Origin of the sequence: Mesorhizobium sp. B3-1-8 (assembly GCF_006439495.1) — a bacterium.
GTDB lineage: Bacteria > Pseudomonadota > Alphaproteobacteria > Rhizobiales > Rhizobiaceae > Mesorhizobium.
In genome coordinates, this window is record NZ_VFTK01000014.1 from 114,452 (window position 1) to 137,076 (window position 22,625).

The window sequence follows — 22,625 nt, forward strand, 5'->3', positions numbered from 1 at the left end:
GTCATACCCGGCCACGAGCGGCGATCAGGTTCCTGATCGTCGTCACGATCAGTTCGGCCCGCGCCTCCTGCGGCACGATCGCGTCGACGCCGCTGTCCCACAAAGCGGCATAATCCTGCTCGGGGATGACCCCGCCGGCGACGACGAAGATGTGATCGGCCTTCTGCTCGCGCAGGCAGCGTCCCAATTCACGAAAGAGCGGAACGTGGGAACCGGAAAGGAGGCTGACGCCGACGACGTCGACGTCCTCCTGGACCGCCGCCGCCACGACCTCGTCCGGAGACTTGTAGAGGCCGGTGTAGACGACCTCCATGCCGGCATCGCGCAGGATCCGCGCGACCACCTTGGCGCCCCGGTCGTGCCCGTCCAGCCCGAGCTTGGCGACAAGCACGCGGATGGTGCCGGTCATCGCGTCCCGGTCCGGCGCATCGCCCGGCGCCTGTTCGGTCATGTTCGCTTCGTTCATCGGTCGCTGCCCGTCACTCCGCAGCCATGCGGCCGCCGCTCGCAGACAGCACCGCTTCGATGGCGTCGCGGATCGTGCGCAATCCGAGGTCGAGCTCTTCTTCCGAAATCGTCAGCGGCGGGGCAATGCGGAACACGCCGCCCATGCCGGGGAGCTTGACGATGTTCATGCTCAGTCCGCGCTTGAATGCTTCCGCGGCAATTTTCGCGCCGAGCTCGTGATCGGGCTCGCGGCTCTCTCCGTTCTTGACGATCTCGACCCCCAGCATCAGGCCGCGGCCGCGCACGTCGCCGACGCACTCGAAGCGCTGCTTCAGGTCGGACAGGCCGTCGAAAAGCCTTCTTCCGAGATGGCGCGCGCGCTCGACAAGGCGCTCCTCTTCCACGACATCGAGCACGGTCACGCCAATGGCGGCCGGCAGCGGATCGGATACATGGGTGGTGTAGAACAGGAAGCCCCGCTCATGCGCCGTTTCCTCGATCTCGGCCGTCGTCATGACCGCCGCCAGCGGAAGGCCGGCTCCGATGGTCTTCGACAGAGTGAGGATGTCCGGCGTGACGCCGTCGCGCTGGAAGGCGAACATGTCGCCGGTGCGGCCGACGCCGGTCTGCGCTTCGTCGAGGATGAGCAGCATGCCGCGTTCGCGGCATTTCTGCTTCAGCGCCGCGAGATAACCCTGCGGCAGCTCCAGCATGCCGCCGCTCGACAGGATCGGCTCGGCGATGAAGGCCGCGAGGTTGCCGGTCGACTGGCTGTCGACAAGGGCGAAGGCATCGTCGAGCTCGGTTGCCCAGTCGAGCGAGCCGTCGGCTTTCTTGAAGCGCGGGCGAAAGCTATTCGGCGGGGGAATCGCGATCGAGCCGACCGCCGCGGGACCGTAGCCCTTGCGCCCTGCGCTATAGGTGGCGGAAGCCGCAACGCCGGTCATGCCGTGCCAGCTTTTGGAGAACGCGACGATCTCGTGCTTGCCGGTCACCAGCTTCGCCATGCGGATGGCCGCCTCGTTCGACTCCGCGCCCGTCGAAAGCAGGAGCGCCCTGTCGAGGCCGGGCGCCAGCGCGGCGAGGCGTTCGGCAAGCTCGACAACCGGGCGGGACAGCATGCCGCTGAAGAGATGCGCGACCGTTTCGACCTGGCGGCGCACCGTCGCGACGATCCTTGGATGCGCATGCCCGAGCAGCGCGCTCATCTGGCCGGAGGTGAAGTCGAGTATGGGCCGGGCATCGGCGTCGTAGACGAACGAGCCTTCGGCCCGCTCGATGATGGCGGGCTCGAAGGCGCCGCCATATCGGATGAGGTGCTTTCGCGCCGCCGACCAGAAGGCATTATCCAGATTTCTCGACATCTCGCAGCCTCGCCAAAACGCAGATCCGAAGATTAGCGTCTGGCGCTACAGCAGTAAAATTGATAGATGTCGGACTCTGATATCAATGGAATTGATATGCCCGCACCCCTCGATCTCAGATTGCTGTCGACCTTCGTCCGCGCGGCGCATTCGGGAACGCTCAGCGCCACCGCCGTGCAGGTCGGGCGCACGCAATCGGCCGTGACGATGCAGATACAGCGGCTCGAAGACGCGCTCGGCGGCCAGAGCCTGTTCCATCGGAGCGGCAGCGGCGTCCGCCTCACCGGCAGCGGCGAGCGCTTCCTTGCCTATGCCGAGCGCATCCTCAAAATCCACGATGAGGCGGTTTCGGCTTTCTCCGGCAAGGGCCTGCAGGGATCGATCATTTTCGGCAGCCCGGAAGACTATTTGAGCGCCTTCTTTCCCACGCTCTTGAGAAGCTTCGGGAGCCTTTATCCGGACATCGAGATCAAGGTCGTGTCGGCGCCGACTGTCGAACTGCACAATCTGCTGCATGCGCGCCAGGTCGATCTGGCGCTTGTCTCCATTCCGGACGCGAGCGCCTCCAGGGAGGTCGTGCGCACGGAAGCGATGGTCTGGGTCGGCAGCAAGCCGACATTGGAGCTGCACGAGTTCGGCGAGACCGTGCCGCTGGCGCTGCCGGCATCGAACGCGATGGACCACAAGGCTGCCTGCGATGCCATGTCCCGCGCCGGACTGCGCTACAAGATATCCTATGCCAGCAACAGCCTCACCGGCCTGATAGCAGTGGCGCGGTCCGGCCTTGCGATAAGCGTGATGACGCAGAGGGCCGTCCCGTCGGATCTCTTCATCCTCAACGCGCCGCTTCCGAGATTGTCCCGGCTCGGCGTTCTGGTCGCCTTCGCCGAGACCACGAGGTCGCCGGCCGTCGAGGCGTTTGCCAGCCACATCCGGGGTGTCCTGCCGTCGCTGTAATCGCCTTGCCCCCGTCAAAATGGGGCGAGCAATGCTCCAACCATCGATTGGCTCTCCCAGAGATAACCAATCCCCGCTAGATAGCGGTCGCATCGGACGAGTTATCGGGAGCAAAAATGATCTTACTGACGAGAGCTGTGGTTCAGCCCTGGAATTGCGACATGATGGGCCACATGACGACGCGGTTCTACGTCGCCTTTTTCGACGACGCCATCAACATCCTGCTCGGCCAGGCGACCGGATGGGCGCCGACGACGCCCGAATGGGCCGACAGGGGATGGGCGGACGTCCGGCACGAGGTCGACTTCGTCGGCGAGGTGGCGTCCGGGGTCATCGTGGAAATCTTCGGCACGATCCGCGCTATCGGCCGCACGTCCATCCAGACGGACTACGAGATGCGCAGGCTGCATGGCGGCGAGCTCGCGGCCAAGCTGGCCGCCAAGACGGTCTTCTTCAATCTTGCGGAGCGGAAATCCACCCCGCTGACGGAGCCTATGCTTGAACGGTTGAAATCCTGGATGCCGACCACTGCTGTGCCTGGTCGCAACGGCGCCTGACGCCGGCGGCGGCTCGACTGGCGGGGCGACCGCGCCGGCCTCCTTCCTGGATCAGGCGCCGCTCCACATCGCATCCGGCACCACCACCAGCTTGCCGACGAAGTCCTTGCCCATGAAGTCGGTCTGGGCGCGGTGGAAATCCGACAGCTTATAAACGCCGCCGACCAGCGGCTTGATCTTCTTTTCCTCAATGTGGCGGACGATACGGCGGAAGTCGGCCCGCGTGCCCTGGCTCGAGCCGTGGAGCTGCAGCTGCTTCAGATACATGGTGCGCAGATCGAGCTGCACGACCGGTCCGGCAATGGCGCCCGCCGTGGTGTAGCGACCCTCGGGCCGCAGGACGCGCAGCAGGTCGTTGAAGATGGCGCCGCCGACCAGGTCGGCGACCACATCGATCGGCTGGCCATTCGTCGCTTCGTTGACGGCGGTGAGCAGGTCGGCCACGCCGCGCGTGATCACCTTTTCGGCGCCGATGTCGAGCACCGCCTGTTCCTTGCCCTTGCCGACGACAGCATAAGGGATGGCGCCGCGCGCCCTTGCCAGTTGCACGATACCGGAGCCGACGCCGCCGGAGGCGCCGGTGACCAGCACACGCTCGCCGGCCTTCAGCGCGGCACGTTCCAGCATCTGCTCGCCGGTGAGATAGGCGCAGCAGAAGGTGGCAAGCTCGACATCGCTCAGATTGGTGTCGACGACATGCGCGTTCTCGGCCGGCAGCGCCTGGTATTCGGCATAACCGCCATCGCGGCCGTGGCCCATATAGTCGATGTCGGCCAGCGAATCGTCGTCGCGATTGTAGATCGAGAAGTCGACCATGACACGCTCGCCGATGCGGTCGGCAGGCACGCCGTCGCCGACTGCGACGATGGCGCCGACCGTGTCGGTGCCCTGGATGCGCGGGAAGGTGAGCGTGTTGCCCTGCCGGCGCCAGGTCGACACGGCAGCCGCATCCTCCTCCGTGCCATAGGCGCCCTGACGCACCCAGACATCGGTGTTGTTCATGCCGCAGGCGCTGACCTTGACCAGCACTTCGCCGGCGGCGGGTGCCGGCACTTTCACATCGGTGCGGTAGACGAGCTTCTCCAGGCCGCCATGGGCCGTAAGCTGCACGGCGGCCATCGTGGCGGGAACGGTTCTGGTCATGGCATTCATGTCACTTCTCAGATGTCGCTTCTCAGATACTGGCAAACACGCTGTTCACCGCGTCGGCAGTTTTTGCAATGATGATGTCGGCCTCCTCGCGCGTCAGGCAGAGCGGCGGAGCGAAGCCGAGGATGTCGCCCTGCGGCATGGCGCGACCGATGACGCCGCTTGCCGCGAGCGCCGTGGCGATCTGCGGTCCGACCTTCAGCGCCGGATCGAAGAAGACACGGTCGTCGCGGTCCTTCACGAATTCGATCGCCGCCAGCATGCCGTCGCCGCGCACCTCGCCGACATTCCGGTGTCCGCCGACGGCCTTGGCGAGCTCGGCGCGGAAGTAAGCGCCCGTCTCGCCGGCATTCCGCACCAGGTCCATCTCGTCGATCAGTTCGAGATTGGCGACACCGGCGGCAACGCAGATCGGATGCGCCGAATAGGTCCAGCCATGGCCCAGCGAACCGAGCTTGTCGGAGCCTTGCACCAGCACCTGCCACATCTTGTCGGCGACGATGACGCCCGACAGCGGCGCATAGGCCGAGGTCAGGCCCTTGGCGATGGTGATCAGGTCCGGCTTGATGCCGTAATGGTCGGAGCCGAACATGGTGCCAAGGCGACCGAAGCCGGTCACCACCTCGTCGGCGACGAGCAGCACGTCGTATTTGTTCAGCACGGCCTGGATCTTCTCCCAATAACCGGCCGGCGGCGGCACAATGCCGCCGGTGCCGAGGACCGGCTCGCCGATGAAGGCCGCGACCGTGTCCGGACCTTCGGCGAGGATCATCTCCTCGAGCTTGTCGGCGCAATGTTGCGAGAACTGCTCCTCGCTCATTGAGCGGTCGGCGCGGCGGAAATAATAGGGCGCTTCGGTGTGCAGGATCGGCGCGCGCGGCAGGTCGAAGGCGTTGTGGAACAGCTCGAGCCCGGTCAGCGAACCGGTCATGACGCCCGAGCCATGGTAGCCGCGCCAGCGCGAGATGATCTTCTTCTTCTCGGGCCGGCCCAGCACATTGTTGTAGTACCAGATCAGCTTGATGTTGGTTTCATTGGCATCTGAGCCTGAGAGGCCGAAATAGACTCGGTTCATGCCCTTCGGCGCGCGGTCGATGATCATCTTGGCCAACGTGATCGAGGCTTCGGTGCCGTGCCCGACATAGGCGTGATAGTAGGCGAGGTTCCTGGCCTGCTCGGCGATAGCATCGGCGATCTTCTGGCGGCCATAGCCGACATTGACGCAATAGAGGCCGGCGAAGGCATCGATGCTCTTCTTGCCGGTGTTGTCCCAGACGGTGACGCCTTCGCCGCCGGCCATGATGCGCGCCGGCGACTCGCCCCGCGCGTGCGTGCCCATGTGCGTCGAGGGATGGAAGAGGTGGTCGCGATCCCAGGCAGTGAGTTCGTTGGACTGTTCGAGCATTTTTGACTCCTGACGAGAATGAGGCCTGCGTAGCTTAGGCTACGTCGAGGCAAAGGTATTTGAGGTCTGTAAAAGCTTCGAGGCCGTGGCGAGAGCCTTCGCGGCCGATGCCGGATTGCTTGACGCCGCCGAAGGGGATCGGCGCGCCGGTGATCTTGACCCGGTTTATCGCGACCATGCCGTACTCCAAGGCGCGGCCCATGCGCGCCTGCCGCGCGCCGTTTTCGGTGACGACATAGGCGACCAGGCCATATTCCGTGGCATTGGCGCGGGCGACGACTTCCGCCTCGTCGTCGAACGGCGTCACCGCGGCGACCGGGCCAAAGGTCTCTTCGCGCATGATCAGCGCCTCGTCCGGCACGTCGACGAGCAGCGTCGGCTGGTAGAACAGCGGCCCGGCAGCGTGGCGCTTGCCGCCGGTCAGGCAGCGCACGCCGTGGTTAAGCGCATCGGCGACTTGCTCCTCCACTTTCTTGACGGCACGTTCGTGCATCAGAGGCCCGATATCGGCATCCGCGGATAGACCGTTACCTACATGGAGTTGCTCGACGCGGCGGGCAAAAGCGGCACAGAAGCGATCATAGATCGGCCGCTGGACATAGATGCGGTTGGCGGCAAGGCAATCCTGGCCGGACGTTGCAAATTTGGCATCCAGCGCAATCGTGACGGCCTTGTCGATATCGGCGTCGTCGAACACGATCAGCGGCGCATGGCCGCCGAGCTCCATCACCAGACGTTTCATAGTCGGCGCGCTCTGCGCGGCGATCAGCCGGCCGACCTCGGTCGATCCGGTGAAGCTCATGGCGCGAACGCGGGCGTCGGCGCACATCGCCGCGACGATCGTGCGCGCATCGCCGGTGACGACGTTGAAGACGCCTGCCGGCAGCCCGGCGCGTTCACCGAGCTCGGCCAGCGCCAAAGCCGACAGCGGCGTTTCCGAGGACGGATGCGCCACGATGGTGCAGCCGGCGGCAAGCGCTGCGGCGGCCTTACGGGTGAGCATGGCCGACGGAAAATTCCACGGCGTCACGACGCCGACCACACCGAGCGGCTCGCGGCGCACCGACATCTCGGCATTCGGCAGATGGCTGGTTACACTTTCGGCGTTGAGGCGCTTCGCTTCCTCGGCATACCATTCGACGAAGGAGGCGGCGTAGTCGATCTCGCCGAGCGATTCCTTCAGCGGCTTGCCCTGTTCGAGCGTCATCAGCAGCGCCAGATCGTCCTTGGCCGCGACGATCAGATCGAACCATTTCCGCAGGATCTTCGAGCGCTCCTGCGGCAGTGCCGAGCGCCAGGCCGGCAACGCGCGGGACGCAGCGTTGATTGCCTTTGTCGTCTGGGCGGCATCGAGCGCGGCCACGAAGGCGACGGTAGCGCCGGTCGCCGGATCGGTAACCTCAAAACTTGCCGCCGCATCGCTTGCCGTCCAGTGGCCGTCGACATAGGCGAGCGCACGCAACAGCCGGCGATCGGCGAGCCGGTCCAGCGCTTCATGGTGGTTGGTGCGGGCAAAATGCGCGGACATCGGCGTCTCCATTCGATGCCGAAGCATCGGCCGTGTCGGGCAAAGAATGGGACTGTTTCAGCGGCTGTTGGTAGAGAGATTGTCTCTATTGGCGCGCGGAAGCAGACGAACTCTCTAGCTGGCCGGCCAGCAGGCGGCGCCGAACCGCGAAAATTGGCCGAGCCTCCTCAAAGTCGTCATCCACGGGCGAAGCAAGGAGCGAAGCGACGCGGCGTAGACCCGAGGATCCATTCCGTGACGTTGAGGCGTTGCGACGATGCAGAATTCTGCTCCGCAGCACCCTACGTGAAAGTCACGGAATGGATCCTCGGGTCTGCGCTCCGCTTCGCGTCGCTCCGCCCATGGATGACGATGGCGCTTTCATTGATCGGGCAGCAGGTCGGCCACAGGCAGCACGGTCTCGTCCTTGACCGTTTTGGTGACGATGTAGGTGAAGTAGCGGTCGATGCCGATCTCACGTTCGAGCAGGCTGTCGACCAGCCGCTGGTAGGCATCGATGTCGCGCGCCATCACCTTCAGGACATAGTCGACCCCGCCGCCCACCGACCAGCAGGCGACGATCTCCGGAACATCGCGCACGACCCGCTCGAACCGATCGAAGTCCGCCTGGCGGTGGTTGGCCAGGGTCACCTCCATCAGCACCGTCGCCACCGGCGCGATAGCGCGCATGGCGATCGCGGCGTGGTAGCCGGACACGATGCCAGCTTTCTCCAGCTTGCGCAGCCGCATCCAGCACGGCGTCGGCGACAGGCCGACCCTCTCGGCCAACGCCAGCTTGGTGATGCGCCCGTCGCGCTGGATCGCGTCGAGAATCCTGAGGTCGATCGGGTCGAGTTTCGTTGCCGCCATGCGGGATTCGCCTTTCGTCGCGGACACCATGACGATGCATTATTTCGATTGTCAATTGCACTGATTTGGCTCTCTAATAAGTCATGACATTGTGGCAGCCAGATCCTGCTCTCATCCGCCGCCCGGCCTATCTCTCGCTGGCCGACCAGTTCGCGCGCGCCATCCATGACGGGCGGCTCGCCAACGGGACGCGGCTGCCGACGCACCGCCGCCTCGCGGATGATCTGAAACTTTCGGTGCAGACCGTCAGCCGCGCCTATGAGGAACTGATCCGGCGCGGCCTTATTTCCGGCGAGGTCGGTCGGGGCAGCTTCGTACAGACGCAGCGCCGGGAACCGGAGCCGCCCTATATTCCGGAACGGCTGGGCGAAGTCATCGACCTCTCGATCCTGAAGCCGGTCTGCGAACCGATGCATTTGGAGAAATTGAAGCAGGCGCTGGGGTGGCTCGCCGAGAACCTGCCTTCGAGCTCGGCGCTGTCTTTCCGGCCGAACATGGTGTTTCCGCGCCACCGCGCCGTTGCGGTCGAATGGCTGAGGCTCTGCGGGCTGGAGGCATCGCCACAGAATGTCAGCCTCACCAATGGCGCCACCGCCGGCATGACCGTGGCGCTGATGAGCGTGGCGCCGCCCGGCTCGACCGTCGCCACGGAGGCGATCGGTCACCACACGCTGATCCCGCTCGCCCGCTATCTCGGCTTCAACCTCGAAGGCCTGCCGATCGACGGCAACGGGCTGATCCCCGAAGCGCTCGACGAGGCCTGCCGCCTGTCAGACATTCGCGCAGTCTTCGTCCAGCCATCGGTGATCAACCCGACGGCGACCTTGATGGACGCCACCCGCCGCGAGCAGATTGCGGCGGTTGCCCGCAAGCACGACATCGCCATCATCGAGAACGACGTGCTCGGCCCGCTGGTCGAAGGCCGGCCGCCGGCGGTTGCCGCCTTTGCGCCGGAGCGGACGCTCTACGTCACCTCCTTCACCAAGATCGTCGTGCCCGGCCTGCGCATCGGCTACCTCGCGGTGCCGGACCGCTATGCCGCCGCCGTCGCCAACCGCCACCTCGTCTCGAACTGGATGGCGACGCCGATGGTGGCCGAGATCGCAACGCGTTGGGTGAGCGACGGCACGGCGATGGAACTGGTCAACTGGCAGCGCCAGGCGTTGAAGCGGCGCCAGGAGATTGCCGCCGAAATGCTGGCAGGCGTCGACTATCGCGTCCACCGCGACGGGCTGCATCTGTGGCTCGAGCTGCCGGGCGACCGCGCCGAGGAGAGCTTTGTTTCGCAGGCACGCCTGCGCGGAGTGGCGATCGCGCCGGGCACCTCGTTCCGCATCGCCGATACACCCTGGCATCCGGCCGTACGCATCTCTCTCGGATCGACCACCGAAGGGGAACTGCGCGCCGGCCTGAGCGTTGTCGCCAAGCTGTTGCTCGGCGATCCGGAGCATCTCCTGCTCGCCATCTGATGCACAAATGGAGTTCAGATTGCCCTGAAATTGTGCCGCGCTGGAAATATTGTCATGATATTATTTTCCCAATTGACATGATTTAGCACGTTTCGCATCGTTAAGGGCATAGGCTTCTCCAAACGAGGACATGGATTGCCCGCGCCCATCATCAAGGTCGATGCGATTTCCAAGAGCTTCGGCGCCTTCAAGGTGCTGGACGGCCTGTCGATGCAGGTCATGCCGGGCGAGAAGCTGGCGCTGATCGGTCCGTCCGGCTCAGGCAAGACGACGATCCTGCGCATCCTGATGACGCTGGAGAAGATCGACGGCGGCCATATCCAGGTCGATGGCGAGCAGCTCTACCACATGGAGCGCAACGGCCAGCTGCTGCCGGCCGACGAGCGGCATCTGGCCAGGATGCGCCAGAAGATCGGCATGGTCTTCCAGCTCTTCAATCTCTTCCCGCACAAATGCGTCATGGACAATGTGACCCTGGCGCCGATGCTGACCAAGCGCGTCGCGCGCGCCGCCGCCGAGAAGCGGGCGATGGAACTGCTCGACATGGTCGGACTCGCCGACAAGGCGAAGGCGATGCCGGCGCAACTCTCCGGCGGCCAGAAGCAGCGCGTGGCGATCGCAAGGGCGCTGGCGCTGTCGCCCAAGATCATGCTGTTCGACGAGGTCACCTCGGCGCTCGACCCGGAGCTCGTCGAGGAAGTGCTCAACGTCATGCGCAAGCTCGCCGCCGAGACCGACATGACGATGCTTCTCGTCACCCATGAGATGGGCTTCGCCCACGACTTCGCCGACCGCGTGCTGTTCTTCGACCGCGGCAGGATCGTCGAGGAAGGCAAGCCCGATGAGATTTTCCGCCATCCCAAACAGGAAAGAACGCAGAGCTTCCTGAAGAAGATCATCGCGGCCGGACATCGCGTCTGACCGCAATGCAAACGGGCGGCGTAAGCCGCCCACGGTCGGCCAAAGGCCGTCCCGAACCAGGCAAACCAAGAAGACAAACAAGGAGTTGGGAACAATGAAGAAACTTGGCATTCTGGCTGGCGTCGCCGGCCTCGCGCTGACCTCCATGCTCGCCGCCACCAGCGCGGGTTCGGCCGACGACAGCAAGCTCGAGCAGTTGAAGGCGCAGGGCTTCGCCCGCCTCGCCATCGCCAACGAGCCGCCCTATACGGCGGTGGCCGCCGACGGCAAGGTTTCGGGCGCGGCTCCGGATGTTGCGCGCGAGATCTTCAAGCGGCTCGGCGTCGCGGATGTCGTGGCCTCCATCTCCGAATATGGCGCCATGATCCCCGGCCTGCAGGCGGGCCGCTTCGACGTCGTCACCGCGGGCCTGTTCATGAAGCCGGAGCGCTGCGCGGCGGTCGCCTATTCCGAGCCGGTGCTTTGCGATGCCGAGGCGCTCCTGGTGAAGAAGGGCAATCCGAAGGGCTTCAAGAGCTATGAGGACATCGCCAAGGATACGTCGGCAACCGTCGGCGCGCCTGGCGGCGGCACCGAGGAGAAGCTGGCGCTGAATGCCGGCGTGCCGCGCGACCGCGTCATCGTCGTGCCGGACGGCCAGAGCGGTCTGAAGATGGTGCAGGACGGCCGCATCGACGCCTATTCGCTGCCGGTGCTCTCGATCAACGACCTGGTCAAGAAGGCCAACGACCCGAACCTCGACGTCATCGCCCCGGTGGTCGGCGCGCCGGTCTATTGCGACGGCGCCGCCTTCAAAAAGGGCGACGAGGCGCTGCGCGACGCCTATGACGTCGAGCTCGCCAAGATGAAGAAGTCCGGCGAGTTCGCCAAGATCATCGAGCCCTACGGCTTCTCGGCCGCGGCCGCGATGTCGACGACGCGCGAGAAGCTCTGCTCGGCGAAGTAAACGTTCTTTTGCCTTCTCCCCGCCTACGGGAGAAGGTGGCTCGAAGAGCCGGATGAGGGGCGGCGCAGCATTTCAAGGTTCGCGCTGCCCCTCATCTGCCTACCCGTCCTACGCAGCAGCTGCGCTGAAGCTACGGAGGGTAAACCGGCATCTTCTCCCCGTTAACGGGGAGAAAGGAAGCTAACCGCAAACGTTGGAACCCCATGACCCAGTGGTCCGGCTATCTCGGCCTGATATTGCAAGGAGCGCTTGTCACCATCGAGCTGACGCTGATGGGGTCGGTGCTTGCGCTGATCATGGCCTTCCTTGCCGGCATGGGGCGCGTGTCGCGCTTCTTCATCGTGCGCGCGATCACCACCGTCTACATCGAATTCTTCCGCGGCACCTCGATCTTCGTGCAGTTGTTCTGGGCCTATTTCGTGCTGCCTTTCGCCGGCCTGTCGCTGACGCCGCTGCAGGCGGGCGTGCTGGCGCTGGGCTTGAATGTCGGCGCCTACGCGGCGGAAGTGGTGCGCGGCGCCATCCTGTCGGTCGGCCGCGAGCAATATGAGGCCTGTACGGCGCTCAATCTCGGCCGCTGGCAAGGCATGCGCCACGTAATCCTACCGCAGGCGCTGCTGGTCATGCTGCCGACCTTCGGCAACAACGCGATCGAGCTGCTCAAGGCGACTTCGGTCGTGTCGCTGATCTCGCTCGCCGACCTGACCTTCCAGGCGCAGGTGGTACGCTCGCAGACCGGCAGCACGCTGATGCCCTTCGTCTCCGTGCTGGTCATCTATTTCGCGCTCGCGCTGATCGTCTCCTGGGGCATTCGCACGCTGGAACGCCGCATGGCGCGCGGGCTTGATGGGGTCCGTGTCTGATGGACTGGGATTGGAACTTCGTCTGGGAGATCATGCCTACCCTGATCCAGGGGGTGAAGATCACCATCCTGGCGACAGTGCTCGGCTCGATCCTGGCCGCGATCGTGGGGCTTGGGATCGCGCTGGCGCGACGCTCGGAGAACCGGTTCGTTTCGCGCAGCGTCGGCTGGTTCGCAGAGTTCATCCGCGGCACGCCGCTCTTGGTGCAGCTCTATTTCATCTTCTACGTGCTGCCCGATATCGGCATCCTGTTGCCACCGCTGGTGGCGGGCGTCATCGGGCTTGGCCTGCATTACGGCACCTACACGGCCGAGGTCTATCGCGCCGGCATCGACAATGTGCCGCGCGGCCAGTGGGAAGCGGCCAAGGCCTGCAATCTCAATGGCCGGCACACCTGGACGCATATCATTCTGCCGCAGGCGATCCCGCCGATGATCCCGGCCTTGGCCAACTATTTCATCGCCATGTTCAAGGAGACGCCGCTGCTTTCGGCGATCACGGTGCTGGAGCTGATGAACCAGGCCAAGAGCGTCGCCAACACCTATTACCGCTACATCGAACCGATGACGCTGGTCGGCGCCTTCTTCCTCGTCATCAGCCTCTGCTCCGTCGTGCTCTTGCGCTGGCTGGAGCATCGCTACGGCAGGATCGAAAGATGAAAGTCATGAAACCTTTGCCTGAGATCCACCTCGAAACGGCGCGCCCCGCGCTGGACGCGCGTCCGCTGCAAAAGCGCGTCGGGCTGATCGCCCTGGCCACCGACCACACCAGCGAGGTGGATTTCCGCCGCATGGTGGCGAGCGAGCGCGTCGGCGTCTATGTCGCGCGCATCCCCTACGCCAATCCGACGACGCCGGAGAATCTGCGCAAGATGCAGCCGTCGCTTTCGGCGGGCGCGGCGCTCATCCTGCCGGACGAGCCGCTCGATGCGATCTGCTACTCCTGCACCTCCGCCTCGGTGGTGATCGGCGATGCCGAGATCGAAGCTGCCATCCAGGCGGCCAAGCCAGGCGTTCCCGTCGTCACCCCGCCGATGGCCGGCATGCGCGGCCTGAACGCTTTCGGCGTGAAGCGTATCAGCATCCTCACGCCCTACACCGTCGAGACCAGCCGGCCGATGGCAGCCTATTTCGCGTCACACGGCTTTGACATCCAGAGCTTCTCTTGCCTCGGCTTCGAGGACGACCGCGAGATGGCGCGGATCGCGCCGGTGTCCCTCGTCGAGATGGCGCGCAAGGTCATGCATCCCCAGGCCGATGCGCTGTTCGTCTCCTGCACCGCGCTGCGCGCCGCGCTCGCCGTTCCCGGCATGGAAGAGGCGATCGGGCGTCCGGTCGTCACCAGCAACCAGGCCAGCGCCTGGAACTGCCTGCGGCTGTGCGGCGACGACACGCCGCGACCGGAGTTCGGCCGGCTGTGGACCAAGCCTCTGGCGCAGTGATCGAAATGCCAGTCACGCTTCAGCATATTCGCGCAGCGCGCGAACGCATTGCCGGCAAGGTCGAGCGGACACCCTGCGTGCTGTCGCAAAACCTGTCGGAGCGCACCGGCAGCCCGGTTCATCTCAAGCTGGAACACCACCAGACCACCGGCGCGTTCAAGCTGCGCGGCGCCTCCAACGCCATCGCCGCGTTGAGCGCAAAAGCAAGATCGCGCGGCGTCGTCGCCGCTTCGACCGGCAATCACGGCCGCGCGCTGGCGCATGCGGCGAAGCTTGAAGGCATCCGCGCGGTGATCTGCATGTCGAAGCTGGTGCCGCAAAACAAGCTCGACGCCATCCGCCGCCTCGGCGCGGATGTCCGCATCGTCGGCAACAGCCAGGACGATGCCCAGCAGGAGGTCGATCGCTTGGTGGCCGAGGAAGGGCTGGTCATGCTGCCGCCCTTCGACCATCCCGGCATCATAGCCGGCCAAGGCACGCTTGGCCTGGAGATCATGGAGCAGGTTCCAGATACCGCGGCGGTGCTGGTGCCGCTCTCCGGCGGCGGGCTGGCGTCCGGCGTCGCGGCGGCGGTCAAGGGGGTGAGTCCAGGCACCAAAGTCATCGGCATCTCGATGGCGCTGGGTGCCGCGATGAAAGCCAGCCTCGATGCCGGCCGCCCGGTGCAGGTCGAGGAACTGCCGACATTGGCGGATTCGCTCGGTGGCGGCATCGGCCTCGACAACCAGCTGACCTTCGCCATGTGCCGGGACCTGCTCGACGACGTCGTCCTGCTTGCCGAGGACGAGATCGCCGCCGGCATCCGCCATGCCTATGAGCAGGAGCGCGAGATCGTCGAGGGCGCGGGCGCCGTCGGCATGGGCGCGCTGCTTGCCGGCAAGGTCTCGACGAATGGCCCGACCGTCCTCATCCTCTCCGGCCGCAACATCGACATGGCTCTGCATCGTCGCATTGTCTGCGGCGAGGCGGCCACAGCAACGGAGCGCGCCGCATGAGCCGGATGACAATTCTCAGCGAAAGTGATCTGCGCAAGATCGTGACACTCGACCTCGACGCCGTTGCCTGCGTCGAGAACGCTTTTCGCGCCCTGGCCACGCTGCCGGTGGCGATGCCGCCGATTCTGCGGCTCGACATTCATGAGCATCGCGGCGAGGTCGACGTGAAGTCCGCCTATGTCCCCGGCATAGACGGTTTCGCCGTCAAGATAAGCTCCGGCTTCTTCGACAACCCGACGCTGGGCCTGCCGAGCGGCGGCGGCATGATGGTGCTGCTTTCGGCAAAGACCGGTGTGGTCGAGGCGCTGCTGCTCGACAATGGCTATCTGACCGATATCCGCACCGCCGCCGCTGGTGCGGTCGCGGCCAAGCATCTGTCGCGCGAAGACTCCAAGGTCGCGGCGATCTTCGGCGCCGGTTTGCAAGCCGGCCTGCAATTGGAAGCGCTGCGGCTCGTGCGGCCGATCGAGGAAGCGCGCATCTGGGCGCGCGACGCCGCCAAGGCGGAGGCGACCGCCGCGCGCTTGCGCAAGAAACTGGGCATTGCCGTGCGGGCCGAGCCGGATGCGGCGAGCGCGGCAGCCGAAGCCGACATCATCGTCACCACGACGCCTTCGACCGAACCGCTCATCAAGCCCGGCTTCGTCTCCGCCAGCCAGCACATCACCGCCATGGGCTCGGACGCCGAGCACAAGAACGAGATCGCGCCGGCGATCCTGCGCATGGCCGACCTCTATGTCGCCGACAGCGCCAAGCAGACGCGACGCCTGGGCGAGCTTCACCACGCCATCGAGGCGGGCGTGATGACAGCCGACGCCGAGGTCACCGAACTCGGCCAGATCATTGCCGGTGAGAAACCCGGCCGGCGCTCGGCAAGCGACATCACCATCGCCGACCTCACCGGCACCGGCGTGCAGGACACCGCAATCGCCACTTTGGCTCGCGACCGTGCGCGCGCCACCAATGCCGGGCTCAATTTCGAAAGTTGATGCTGGCCGCCAGGCCCAACAAACGAGGACAACAAAATGCAGCCAAACCTGAAATTCTCGCGGAGCGAATTTGCCGATCGCCTCGCCAAGACGCGAAAAGCCATGGAGGCTAAAGGCGTTGATCTGCTGATCGTCAGCGATCCGTCCAACATGGCGTGGCTGACAGGCTACGACGGCTGGTCATTCTATGTGCATCAGGCGGTGGTGGTGCCGCCTTCGGGCGAGCCGGTCTGGTACGGCCGCGGCCAGGACGCCAATGGCGCCAAGCGCACCGCCTATCTCGCCCATGACAACATCGTCGGCTACGCCGACCACTACGTGCAGTCGACCGCGCGGCACCCGATGGACTACCTCGCCAGCGTGCTGGCCAAGCGTGGCTGGGACAAGCTCACGATCGGCGTCGAGATGGACAATTACTGGTTCTCGGCCGCCGCTTTCGCGGCGCTGCAGAAGCACCTGCCCAATGCCCGTTTCGCCGATGCCACCGCGCTGGTGAACTGGCAGCGGGCGGTGAAAAGCCCGACCGAGATCGACTACATGCGCAAGGCCGCCCGCATCGTCGAGGCGATGCACCAGCGCATCGTCGACAAAGTAGAAGTCGGCATGCGCAAATGCGATCTGGTCGCCGAGATCTACGATGCCGGCACGCGCGGCGTCGCCGGCATCGGCGGCGACTATCCGGCGATCGTGCCGCTGCTGCCGTCGGGCGCCGATGCCTCGGCGCCGCATCTCACCTGGGACGACAAGCCGATGAAGGTGAACGAAGGCACGTTTTTCGAGATCGCCGGCTGCTACAACCGCTACCATTGTCCGCTGTCGCGCACCGTCTTCCTCGGCAAGCCGACGCAGGCCTTCCTCGATGCCGAGAAGGCGACGCTGGAAGGCATGGAGGCAGGCCTTGCCGCGGCAAAGCCGGGGAACGCTTGCGAAGACATCGCCAACGCCTTCTTCGCGGTGCTGAAGAAGTACGGCATCGTCAAGGACAACCGCACCGGTTACTCGATCGGTCTGTCCTATCCCCCGGACTGGGGCGAGCGCACCATGAGCCTGCGCCCCGGCGACCGCACCGAGCTCAGGCCTGGCATGACCTTCCACTTCATGACGGGTCTCTGGCTGGAGACGATGGGGCTGGAGATCACCGAGTCGATCCTGATCACCGACACCGGCGTCGAGTGCCTGGCCAATGTGCCGCGCAAGCTCTTCGTGAAGGACTGAGCCGATGTCCGCTTTGCGTCCGTCGCCGATCACACCGACCGTCGGCTTCGAGCGCGACGGCGTCCAGCATGGCTTCCTGCGCCTGCCCTACAGCCGAGACGATTCCGCCTGGGGCTCGGTGATGATCCCGGTCTGTGTCGTGCGCAACGGCAAGGGGTCGACGGCGCTGCTCACCGGCGGCAATCACGGCGACGAATACGAGGGGCCGTTGGCGCTCTACGAGCTCGCCCGCACGCTTGATCCGAAAAATGTCTCCGGCACGGTCATCATCGTGCCGGCGATGAACTATCCGGCGTTCCGGGCCGGCACGCGCACCTCGCCGATCGACAAGGGCAATATGAACCGCTCCTTCCCCGGGCGGCCGGACGGCACGGTGACGGAGAAGATCGCCGACTATTTCCAGCGCGAGCTGTTGCCGCGCGCGGACATCGTCTTCGACTTCCACTCGGGCGGGAAAACGCTGGACTTCGTGCCGTTCTGCGCCGCGCATACGCTGCCGGACAAGGTGCAAGAGAAGAAGGCCTTCGCCGCGGTCGAGGCTTTCTCGGCGCCGTTCTCGATGCGCATGACCGAGATCGACGCGGTCGGCATGTACGATACGGCCGCCGAGGAGATGGGCAAGGTCTTCGTCACCACCGAGCTCGGCGGCGGCGGAACGTCTCGCGCCGAGACGGTGCGGATTGCCAGGCGCGGCATCCTCAACGTGCTCCGCCATGCCGGCATCGTCGATGGTGCGGTCGACAAGGGCAGAACTCAATGGTTGGACATGCCTTCCGGCGACTGCTTCGCCTTCGCCGAGGATGACGGCATGATCGAGACGATGGTCGATCTCGGCGAGCCCGTGGAGGACGGCCAGGTTGTGGCGCGCATCCATCCGGTCGGGCGCACCGGGCAGGCGCCGCGGGAGATCAAGGCCAGGATGTCGGGGCTGCTCGCCGCGCGTCACTTCCCGGGCCTGGTCAAGGCGGGCGACTGCGTCTCGGTGCTGGGCGTGGCCGTTCGGGGATAATCTTGGCGCGGCGTCGGACGGGCGCCGTGCAGCGGATAGGCCGGCCCGGTTTAACCGGGCCGGCCGCGTGATCAGAATGCCGGTTCGACCGAGCCGACATTGTCCTTGGTGACGACCGTCAGCGGGATCGGCAGCCGGTCCTTGACCTCCTTGCCGTCGATGATCTCGGCCATGGTGTTGATCGCGAGGCGGCCGTCCTCGACCGGCGACTGCACGATGGTCGAGTACATCTCGCCGCTCTTGATCGACTCGAACGCATCCTTCTGACCGTTGATGCCGACGATCGGCGGCGTCGGCTTGGACGGATTGGCTTCCTTCCAGGCGTCGATGAAGCCACGCGCCATGGTGTCGTCATTGGCGTAGACGCCGGTGATCTGGTCGCCGAAGCGGGTGATCAGGTCGCGGCTGACGACCAGCGCCTTCTGCTGGTCGAAGTCGGCGTTGACCGTATCGAGCACCTTGATGTCGGCGTTGGTTTCCTTGAGGCGGTCGGTGAACCCGTTGACGCGGCCGATGGTGGTGCCGTTGCCGGCCTGGCCGGCGATGATGACCACCGAGCCCTTGCCGCCCAGCGCCTTGCTCAGCGAATCCGCCGCCAGCTTGCCTTCCTCATAGACGTCCGGTCCGGTGAAGGACTTGATGAACGGCTTGGCATCGTCGCTCATCGGCGAGTTGATGAGGATCGCCGGGATGTTCGCCTGCTGCGCGCGGGCAAGGCCCGGGATGTAGGCCTGCGGGTCGAGCGGCCACAGGATGATGCCGTCGACCTTGCGCGCCACGCAGGTGTTGAGCTGCTCGGTGCCCTTCTGTACGTCGAAGTCCTGGCTGAGGCTGAGGATCTCGACGCCAAGCTCCTTGGCGCGGGCCTCGAGCGCCTTGTTGGCCGGCGTCGCGTAGGCATGCGAATCCGCCGCCGTCACGTAGCAGACTGTCTTGGCGCTGGCCCACCCGGTCGAAGCCAGAAGCGCCACGGCAGCGATCTTGAGCATGCTTTTCTTGCCAATCATAGGTTTCCTCCCAATCATACGTTTCCTCCCGATCATACGTTTCCTCCTTGAGTGATTGGTTTGTCGCGAACGAGCGCAGGGCGCGTGCCCGGAGCCCTGCCCTTGGTGGTAACGGCCCGATCGAGCACGACGAGCAGGATCAGGATCAGCCCGGACACGACCTGCTGGACGTATGCGGGTACGGACTGGAACTCCATCGCGATGGTCAGCGAACCGATCGTCAGCACGCCGCCCAGCGTGCCGAGCGCGGATCCCCTGCCGCCTTCGAGGCGGGTTCCGCCGACGACGACGGCGGCAATAACGGCGACCGTCAGTTCCGAGCCGAAGACGGGCGAACCGGTGTTGGTGACGAGGCTCTGGAGGACGCCCGCGAGGCCGGCCAGCGTGCCGGCGAAGACGAAGCCGAGAAAGACGATGCGGTCCGAGGCGATGCCGCTTTCTTTGGCGGCCGCCGGATTGGAGCCGACGGCAAAGACGTTGCGGCCCGGGATGGTGCGCGTCAGCCAGACATGCAGCAACACGATCAGGACGATGAACAGCGCGCTGCGGATGGTGAATATCTCAAGATAGATCTTGGCCAGCGCCAGCGACAGCATGATGTCGGTGCCGGTCACCGGCTGGCTGTTGGTGACCCAATGCGCGAGCGAGCGGAAGATCAGCATCGTGGCCAGGGTCAGCACCAGCGAATTGACCTTCAGCCCGACGACCAAGGCGCCGTTGATCGCGCCGGCGACGGCGCCGACAAGGATGCCGACGAGCGCCGCGGGCAGAATGCCGATCTCGCGCTGCAGGATGACCGAGACGATGCCGGCCAGCGCGAACACCGCGCCGCCGGAGAGATCGATCTGACCCGCGATCAGAAGCAAGGTCAGGCCGATGGCGATCAGGCCGATGGTCGCGGCCCGGTCGAGGCCGAGGCCGAGCGTCGAAGGCGCCAGATAACCCGGCACGACCAGCGCCGAGACGACAAGCGTCAGACCGAGGATGATGAGAACGCGATATTGCGAGGCAAGGACCAGGAGGCGCATCATGCCACTCCCCGCTTGCGCAGCGCGGCGTCCATGCCGACCGCGCCGACGATCAGGGTGCCCAGCACAAAACCCTGGATCGGCGTGCGCACGCCCTGCAGCACCATGACATTGGTGAGGAGTTGCACAAAGACGAGCCCGGCGATGGCCCTCGGCACCGAGCCGAAGCCGCCGATGATCGAGACGCCGCCGACGACGACCGCCGTGATGGCGCTGAATTCGTAGCCGGAGCCGATCAGCGGCCGCGCGCTCTGCAGGGTCAGGCCAAGCAGGCCGCCGCTGATGCCGGACGCGAGCGCGGTGATCACGAAGGCGCCGGCCTTAACCGCCTTGACGGGCACGGCGCTGGCCTCGGCGGCGCTGTAATTGCCGCCGGTCGCCAGCGTCCAGCGTCCCCAGAAGGACCTGGAAAGCGCGAAATGGCCGATCAGCGCGACGGCCAGGAAGATCAGCACCACGACCGGGACGCCGAGCAGCCGGCCCTTGGCGAATTCGGCGGAGGCGGTGTTCGAGCCGTAGACGATGACGCCGCCGACCGCGGCCTGGACGATGCCGAGGCCGATGGTTCCCACGCCAAGCGTGGCGATGATCGGATTGATGCCGACATAGCCGACGAAAACGCCGTTGAGCAGGCCGATCAGCCCGGCCAGCGCCACGGCAAGGACGAAGGCCGGCACGGGGCCGATCAGCGGCTGCAGCCCTAGCGAAAGGATCGCGCCGCAAGCGATGGTGGCGGGCACCGACAGGTCCGCCAGGCCGCCGACCACCAGCACGAAGGTCATGCCGACCACGACGATGCCGACGATCGACATCGACGTCAGCACGTTGAGCATATTGCCGGCGGTGAAGAAGGCCGGGCTGGCGAACGAGCCGTAGAGGATGACCGCGAGGATGGCCAGCACAAGGCCGGCCTTCGACAGCAGATCGACGAGCCTGCTGCCGCGCGTAAAACGGTCGTTGCGGTTCACGCCGCTGATCTCCATGGCCGCGTCCGTCACGCCGCTTCCTCGCCGGTCGCGAGCGCCATGATGCGCTCCTCGCTGAGCTCGGCGCGGGTCAGCGGTGACGATGCGCGGCCGTCCCGCATCACCACCACGCGATCGCACACGCCGAGGATTTCAGGCAGTTCCGACGAGATCATCACCACCGCCATGCCGTCGGCGACGAGCTGGCCGATGATGTGATGTATCTCCGCCTTGGCGCCGACGTCGACGCCGCGCGTCGGCTCGTCGAGGATCAGCACGGCGGGCTTTGCCGCGAGCCATTTGGCGATGACCGCCTTCTGCTGGTTGCCGCCCGACAGAAGATTGATGCGCCGCTCGCCATCCGGCGGTGAGATGGAGAATTGCTTGACGTAAAGGGCCGACAAGGAACGGTCGGCGCTGCCCCTGATGCGCCCGAAGCTGGTCAGGCGGCGCAGGATAGGCAGGCTTATGTTCTCGCGCACCGACATGCCGGGCACGATGCCGTCGCCCTTGCGGTCCTCCGGAACGTAGGCGATGCCGGCTCGCACCGCCTCGGACGGCGAGCTGATGACGACCTTGCGGCCATTGACGCTGACGCTTCCCTCGGCCAGACGCGACAGGCCGAAGATGGCGCGCGCGACTTCGCTGCGGCCGGCGCCGACGAGGCCGGTCAAGCCGAGGATCTCGCCTGCCCGCACGTCGAAGCTGATATCGCGGAAGCTCGCGCCGTCGCCGATGCGTTCGACACGCAGCACCGATGTGCCGATCTTGGCCGGGCTCTTGGGAAAGACGTTGCTCACCTCGCGGCCGACCATCAGCCGGATCATCTCGGCCGCGGTGATCCCCTCGATGGGACGCGTCTCGATCATCGAGCCGTCACGCAGCACGGTGACCTCGTCGGCGATCTCGAGCACCTCCTTCAGCCGGTGGCTGATGTAGACGATGGCGATGCCTTCGCCGCGCATCTTGCGCAGGATGCGGAAGAGCGCCGCCGTCTCATGCTCGCTTAGCGACGATGTCGGCTCGTCGAGGACGATGATGCGAGGCTGGGCGGCATAGGCCTTGGCGATCTCGACCAGTTGCTGCTGGCTGATCGAGAGGTTGCCCAGCCGTTCGCGCGGATTGATCGCTGCGCCCAGTTCCTTGAGAACCGCCGCGGCCTTCCTGGCCATCTCGCCCTTGCGCAGCCAGGTCCATTTGCCGGGCATGCGGCCGAGATAGACGTTCTCTGCTACAGTCAGGTCGGGGACCAGATTGATCTCCTGGTGAACCATGCGGATGCCGAGCGCCTGCGCGTCCGCCGGCTTGCGCATGCGCACCTCATTGCCGCCGACCTTGATCGTGCCGCTGGTCGGCGCGTATGAGCCGTTGAGCACTTTCATGAGGGTCGACTTGCCGGCGCCATTCTCGCCAACGACCGCGTGGACGGTGCCGAATTTCACGGCGAAATTGACGTTCGACAGCGCCTTCACGCCCGGAAACGTCTTGCTGATGCCTCGCATGTCCAGGGCACAATCCGCC

At 65.4% G+C, this 22,625-nt stretch carries 22 protein-coding genes; 12 read left to right on the forward strand and 10 right to left on the reverse strand.

Going from position 1 to position 22,625, the window contains the following annotated elements; genetic code table 11:
* Position 1: 1 nt before the first annotated feature.
* Together FJ424_RS15195 and FJ424_RS15200 are read right to left on the reverse strand one after the other, a co-directional pair.
* Positions 2-409, reverse strand: a complete 408-nt coding sequence (locus FJ424_RS15195; RefSeq protein ID WP_181182077.1) for a cobalamin B12-binding domain-containing protein — start codon at positions 407-409, stop codon at positions 2-4.
* Positions 410-479: 70 nt separating this feature from the next.
* Positions 480-1,811, reverse strand: a complete 1,332-nt coding sequence (locus tag FJ424_RS15200) for an aspartate aminotransferase family protein (RefSeq protein ID WP_140654685.1) — start codon at positions 1,809-1,811, stop codon at positions 480-482.
* A gap of 96 nt (positions 1,812-1,907) precedes the next feature.
* Here FJ424_RS15200 and FJ424_RS15205 point away from each other — a divergent pair, with 96 nt between their 5' ends.
* Together FJ424_RS15205 and FJ424_RS15210 are read left to right on the forward strand one after the other, a co-directional pair.
* Positions 1,908-2,768, forward strand: coding sequence for a LysR family transcriptional regulator (locus FJ424_RS15205; protein WP_140654683.1), 861 nt, complete (start codon positions 1,908-1,910; stop codon positions 2,766-2,768).
* Between the two features lie 116 nt (positions 2,769-2,884).
* On the forward strand, positions 2,885-3,325 hold the full coding sequence (locus FJ424_RS15210) for a thioesterase family protein (RefSeq protein WP_140654681.1): 441 nt from the start codon (positions 2,885-2,887) through the stop codon (positions 3,323-3,325).
* A 51-nt stretch (positions 3,326-3,376) separates the two neighbouring features.
* On the opposite strand, the gene FJ424_RS15215 is transcribed toward FJ424_RS15210, so the two are convergent.
* The 4 genes from FJ424_RS15215 to FJ424_RS15230 all read right to left on the reverse strand — a co-directional run bounded on the left by FJ424_RS15215 (position 3,377) and on the right by FJ424_RS15230 (position 8,256).
* On the reverse strand, positions 3,377-4,477 hold the full coding sequence (locus FJ424_RS15215) for an alcohol dehydrogenase family protein (protein ID WP_140654680.1): 1,101 nt from the start codon (positions 4,475-4,477) through the stop codon (positions 3,377-3,379).
* A gap of 22 nt (positions 4,478-4,499) precedes the next feature.
* The gene (locus FJ424_RS15220; RefSeq protein ID WP_140654678.1) at positions 4,500-5,879 is read right to left on the reverse strand and encodes an aspartate aminotransferase family protein; all 1,380 of its coding nucleotides are present in this window, start codon (positions 5,877-5,879) and stop codon (positions 4,500-4,502) included.
* A 34-nt stretch (positions 5,880-5,913) separates the two neighbouring features.
* Entirely contained in the window at positions 5,914-7,407 is a 1,494-nt protein-coding gene (locus FJ424_RS15225) for an NAD-dependent succinate-semialdehyde dehydrogenase (protein ID WP_140654677.1), read from the reverse strand.
* Positions 7,408-7,767: 360 nt separating this feature from the next.
* The gene (locus FJ424_RS15230; protein WP_140654675.1) at positions 7,768-8,256 is read right to left on the reverse strand and encodes an Lrp/AsnC family transcriptional regulator; all 489 of its coding nucleotides are present in this window, start codon (positions 8,254-8,256) and stop codon (positions 7,768-7,770) included.
* A gap of 83 nt (positions 8,257-8,339) precedes the next feature.
* Here FJ424_RS15230 and FJ424_RS15235 point away from each other — a divergent pair, with 83 nt between their 5' ends.
* The 10 genes from FJ424_RS15235 to doeB all read left to right on the forward strand — a co-directional run bounded on the left by FJ424_RS15235 (position 8,340) and on the right by doeB (position 18,104).
* Complete coding sequence (locus tag FJ424_RS15235; protein WP_140643244.1) at positions 8,340-9,725, forward strand: PLP-dependent aminotransferase family protein; 1,386 nt, start codon at positions 8,340-8,342, stop codon at positions 9,723-9,725.
* A 135-nt stretch (positions 9,726-9,860) separates the two neighbouring features.
* Entirely contained in the window at positions 9,861-10,646 is a 786-nt protein-coding gene (gene ehuA, locus FJ424_RS15240; protein WP_140654674.1) for an ectoine/hydroxyectoine ABC transporter ATP-binding protein EhuA, read from the forward strand.
* Positions 10,647-10,740: 94 nt separating this feature from the next.
* On the forward strand, positions 10,741-11,592 hold the full coding sequence (ehuB, locus tag FJ424_RS15245) for an ectoine/hydroxyectoine ABC transporter substrate-binding protein EhuB (protein WP_140643249.1): 852 nt from the start codon (positions 10,741-10,743) through the stop codon (positions 11,590-11,592).
* 203 nt (positions 11,593-11,795) lie between these two features.
* The gene (ehuC, locus tag FJ424_RS15250) at positions 11,796-12,455 is read left to right on the forward strand and encodes an ectoine/hydroxyectoine ABC transporter permease subunit EhuC (protein WP_140654672.1); all 660 of its coding nucleotides are present in this window, start codon (positions 11,796-11,798) and stop codon (positions 12,453-12,455) included.
* Positions 12,455-13,114 carry an ectoine/hydroxyectoine ABC transporter permease subunit EhuD gene (gene ehuD / locus FJ424_RS15255; RefSeq protein WP_140654670.1) on the forward strand — a complete coding sequence of 220 codons (660 nt, stop codon included), beginning with the start codon at positions 12,455-12,457 and terminating at the stop codon, positions 13,112-13,114. The genes ehuC and ehuD overlap by 1 nt, the downstream gene beginning before the upstream one ends.
* A gap of 5 nt (positions 13,115-13,119) precedes the next feature.
* Entirely contained in the window at positions 13,120-13,896 is a 777-nt protein-coding gene (gene eutA, locus FJ424_RS15260) for an ectoine utilization protein EutA (protein WP_140654786.1), read from the forward strand.
* A gap of 5 nt (positions 13,897-13,901) precedes the next feature.
* On the forward strand, positions 13,902-14,891 hold the full coding sequence (eutB, locus tag FJ424_RS15265; protein WP_181182071.1) for a hydroxyectoine utilization dehydratase EutB: 990 nt from the start codon (positions 13,902-13,904) through the stop codon (positions 14,889-14,891).
* Positions 14,888-15,880: a cyclodeaminase gene (locus FJ424_RS15270; RefSeq protein ID WP_140654669.1), complete on the forward strand. Its 993-nt coding sequence runs from the start codon at positions 14,888-14,890 to the stop codon at positions 15,878-15,880. The genes eutB and FJ424_RS15270 overlap by 4 nt, the downstream gene beginning before the upstream one ends.
* A gap of 36 nt (positions 15,881-15,916) precedes the next feature.
* Complete coding sequence (doeA, locus tag FJ424_RS15275; protein WP_140654667.1) at positions 15,917-17,095, forward strand: ectoine hydrolase DoeA; 1,179 nt, start codon at positions 15,917-15,919, stop codon at positions 17,093-17,095.
* A 4-nt stretch (positions 17,096-17,099) separates the two neighbouring features.
* Positions 17,100-18,104: a N(2)-acetyl-L-2,4-diaminobutanoate deacetylase DoeB gene (gene doeB / locus FJ424_RS15280; protein ID WP_140654665.1), complete on the forward strand. Its 1,005-nt coding sequence runs from the start codon at positions 17,100-17,102 to the stop codon at positions 18,102-18,104.
* A 71-nt stretch (positions 18,105-18,175) separates the two neighbouring features.
* On the opposite strand, the gene FJ424_RS15285 is transcribed toward doeB, so the two are convergent.
* Genes FJ424_RS15285 through FJ424_RS15300 form a run of 4 tightly spaced genes read right to left on the reverse strand, consistent with a single transcriptional unit; the run spans position 18,176 to position 22,606 of the window.
* Entirely contained in the window at positions 18,176-19,111 is a 936-nt protein-coding gene (locus FJ424_RS15285; protein ID WP_140654663.1) for a sugar ABC transporter substrate-binding protein, read from the reverse strand.
* Between the two features lie 32 nt (positions 19,112-19,143).
* On the reverse strand, positions 19,144-20,142 hold the full coding sequence (locus FJ424_RS15290) for an ABC transporter permease (RefSeq protein ID WP_246677255.1): 999 nt from the start codon (positions 20,140-20,142) through the stop codon (positions 19,144-19,146).
* Positions 20,139-21,137, reverse strand: coding sequence for an ABC transporter permease (locus tag FJ424_RS15295; protein WP_246677256.1), 999 nt, complete (start codon positions 21,135-21,137; stop codon positions 20,139-20,141). The genes FJ424_RS15290 and FJ424_RS15295 overlap by 4 nt, the downstream gene beginning before the upstream one ends.
* On the reverse strand, positions 21,134-22,606 hold the full coding sequence (locus FJ424_RS15300) for a sugar ABC transporter ATP-binding protein (protein WP_246677257.1): 1,473 nt from the start codon (positions 22,604-22,606) through the stop codon (positions 21,134-21,136). The genes FJ424_RS15295 and FJ424_RS15300 overlap by 4 nt, the downstream gene beginning before the upstream one ends.
* Between the last annotated feature and the right edge of the window lie 19 nt (positions 22,607-22,625).

Excerpts from the sequence above, each read along its gene's own strand:
- FJ424_RS15200 (WP_140654685.1), bottom strand. The coding sequence starts at position 1,811 with ATGTCGAGAAATCTGGATAATGCCTTCTGGTCGGCGGCGCGAAAGCAC.
- FJ424_RS15220 (WP_140654678.1), bottom strand. The coding sequence starts at position 5,879 with ATGCTCGAACAGTCCAACGAACTCACTGCCTGGGATCGCGACCACCTC.
- FJ424_RS15235 (WP_140643244.1), top strand. The coding sequence starts at position 8,340 with ATGACATTGTGGCAGCCAGATCCTGCTCTCATCCGCCGCCCGGCCTAT.
- FJ424_RS15225 (WP_140654677.1), bottom strand. The coding sequence starts at position 7,407 with ATGTCCGCGCATTTTGCCCGCACCAACCACCATGAAGCGCTGGACCGG.
- eutA (WP_140654786.1), top strand. The coding sequence starts at position 13,120 with ATGAAACCTTTGCCTGAGATCCACCTCGAAACGGCGCGCCCCGCGCTG.
- FJ424_RS15290 (WP_246677255.1), bottom strand. The coding sequence starts at position 20,142 with ATGATGCGCCTCCTGGTCCTTGCCTCGCAATATCGCGTTCTCATCATC.
- doeB (WP_140654665.1), top strand. The coding sequence starts at position 17,100 with ATGTCCGCTTTGCGTCCGTCGCCGATCACACCGACCGTCGGCTTCGAG.
- doeA (WP_140654667.1), top strand. The coding sequence starts at position 15,917 with ATGCAGCCAAACCTGAAATTCTCGCGGAGCGAATTTGCCGATCGCCTC.
- FJ424_RS15210 (WP_140654681.1), top strand. The coding sequence starts at position 2,885 with ATGATCTTACTGACGAGAGCTGTGGTTCAGCCCTGGAATTGCGACATG.
- FJ424_RS15205 (WP_140654683.1), top strand. The coding sequence starts at position 1,908 with ATGCCCGCACCCCTCGATCTCAGATTGCTGTCGACCTTCGTCCGCGCG.
- FJ424_RS15195 (WP_181182077.1), bottom strand. The coding sequence starts at position 409 with ATGACCGGCACCATCCGCGTGCTTGTCGCCAAGCTCGGGCTGGACGGG.
- ehuC (WP_140654672.1), top strand. The coding sequence starts at position 11,796 with ATGACCCAGTGGTCCGGCTATCTCGGCCTGATATTGCAAGGAGCGCTT.
- FJ424_RS15215 (WP_140654680.1), bottom strand. The coding sequence starts at position 4,477 with ATGAATGCCATGACCAGAACCGTTCCCGCCACGATGGCCGCCGTGCAG.
- ehuB (WP_140643249.1), top strand. The coding sequence starts at position 10,741 with ATGAAGAAACTTGGCATTCTGGCTGGCGTCGCCGGCCTCGCGCTGACC.
- FJ424_RS15230 (WP_140654675.1), bottom strand. The coding sequence starts at position 8,256 with ATGGCGGCAACGAAACTCGACCCGATCGACCTCAGGATTCTCGACGCG.
- FJ424_RS15285 (WP_140654663.1), bottom strand. The coding sequence starts at position 19,111 with ATGATTGGCAAGAAAAGCATGCTCAAGATCGCTGCCGTGGCGCTTCTG.
- FJ424_RS15300 (WP_246677257.1), bottom strand. The coding sequence starts at position 22,606 with ATGCGAGGCATCAGCAAGACGTTTCCGGGCGTGAAGGCGCTGTCGAAC.
- eutB (WP_181182071.1), top strand. The coding sequence starts at position 13,902 with ATGCCAGTCACGCTTCAGCATATTCGCGCAGCGCGCGAACGCATTGCC.
- FJ424_RS15270 (WP_140654669.1), top strand. The coding sequence starts at position 14,888 with ATGAGCCGGATGACAATTCTCAGCGAAAGTGATCTGCGCAAGATCGTG.
- ehuD (WP_140654670.1), top strand. The coding sequence starts at position 12,455 with ATGGACTGGGATTGGAACTTCGTCTGGGAGATCATGCCTACCCTGATC.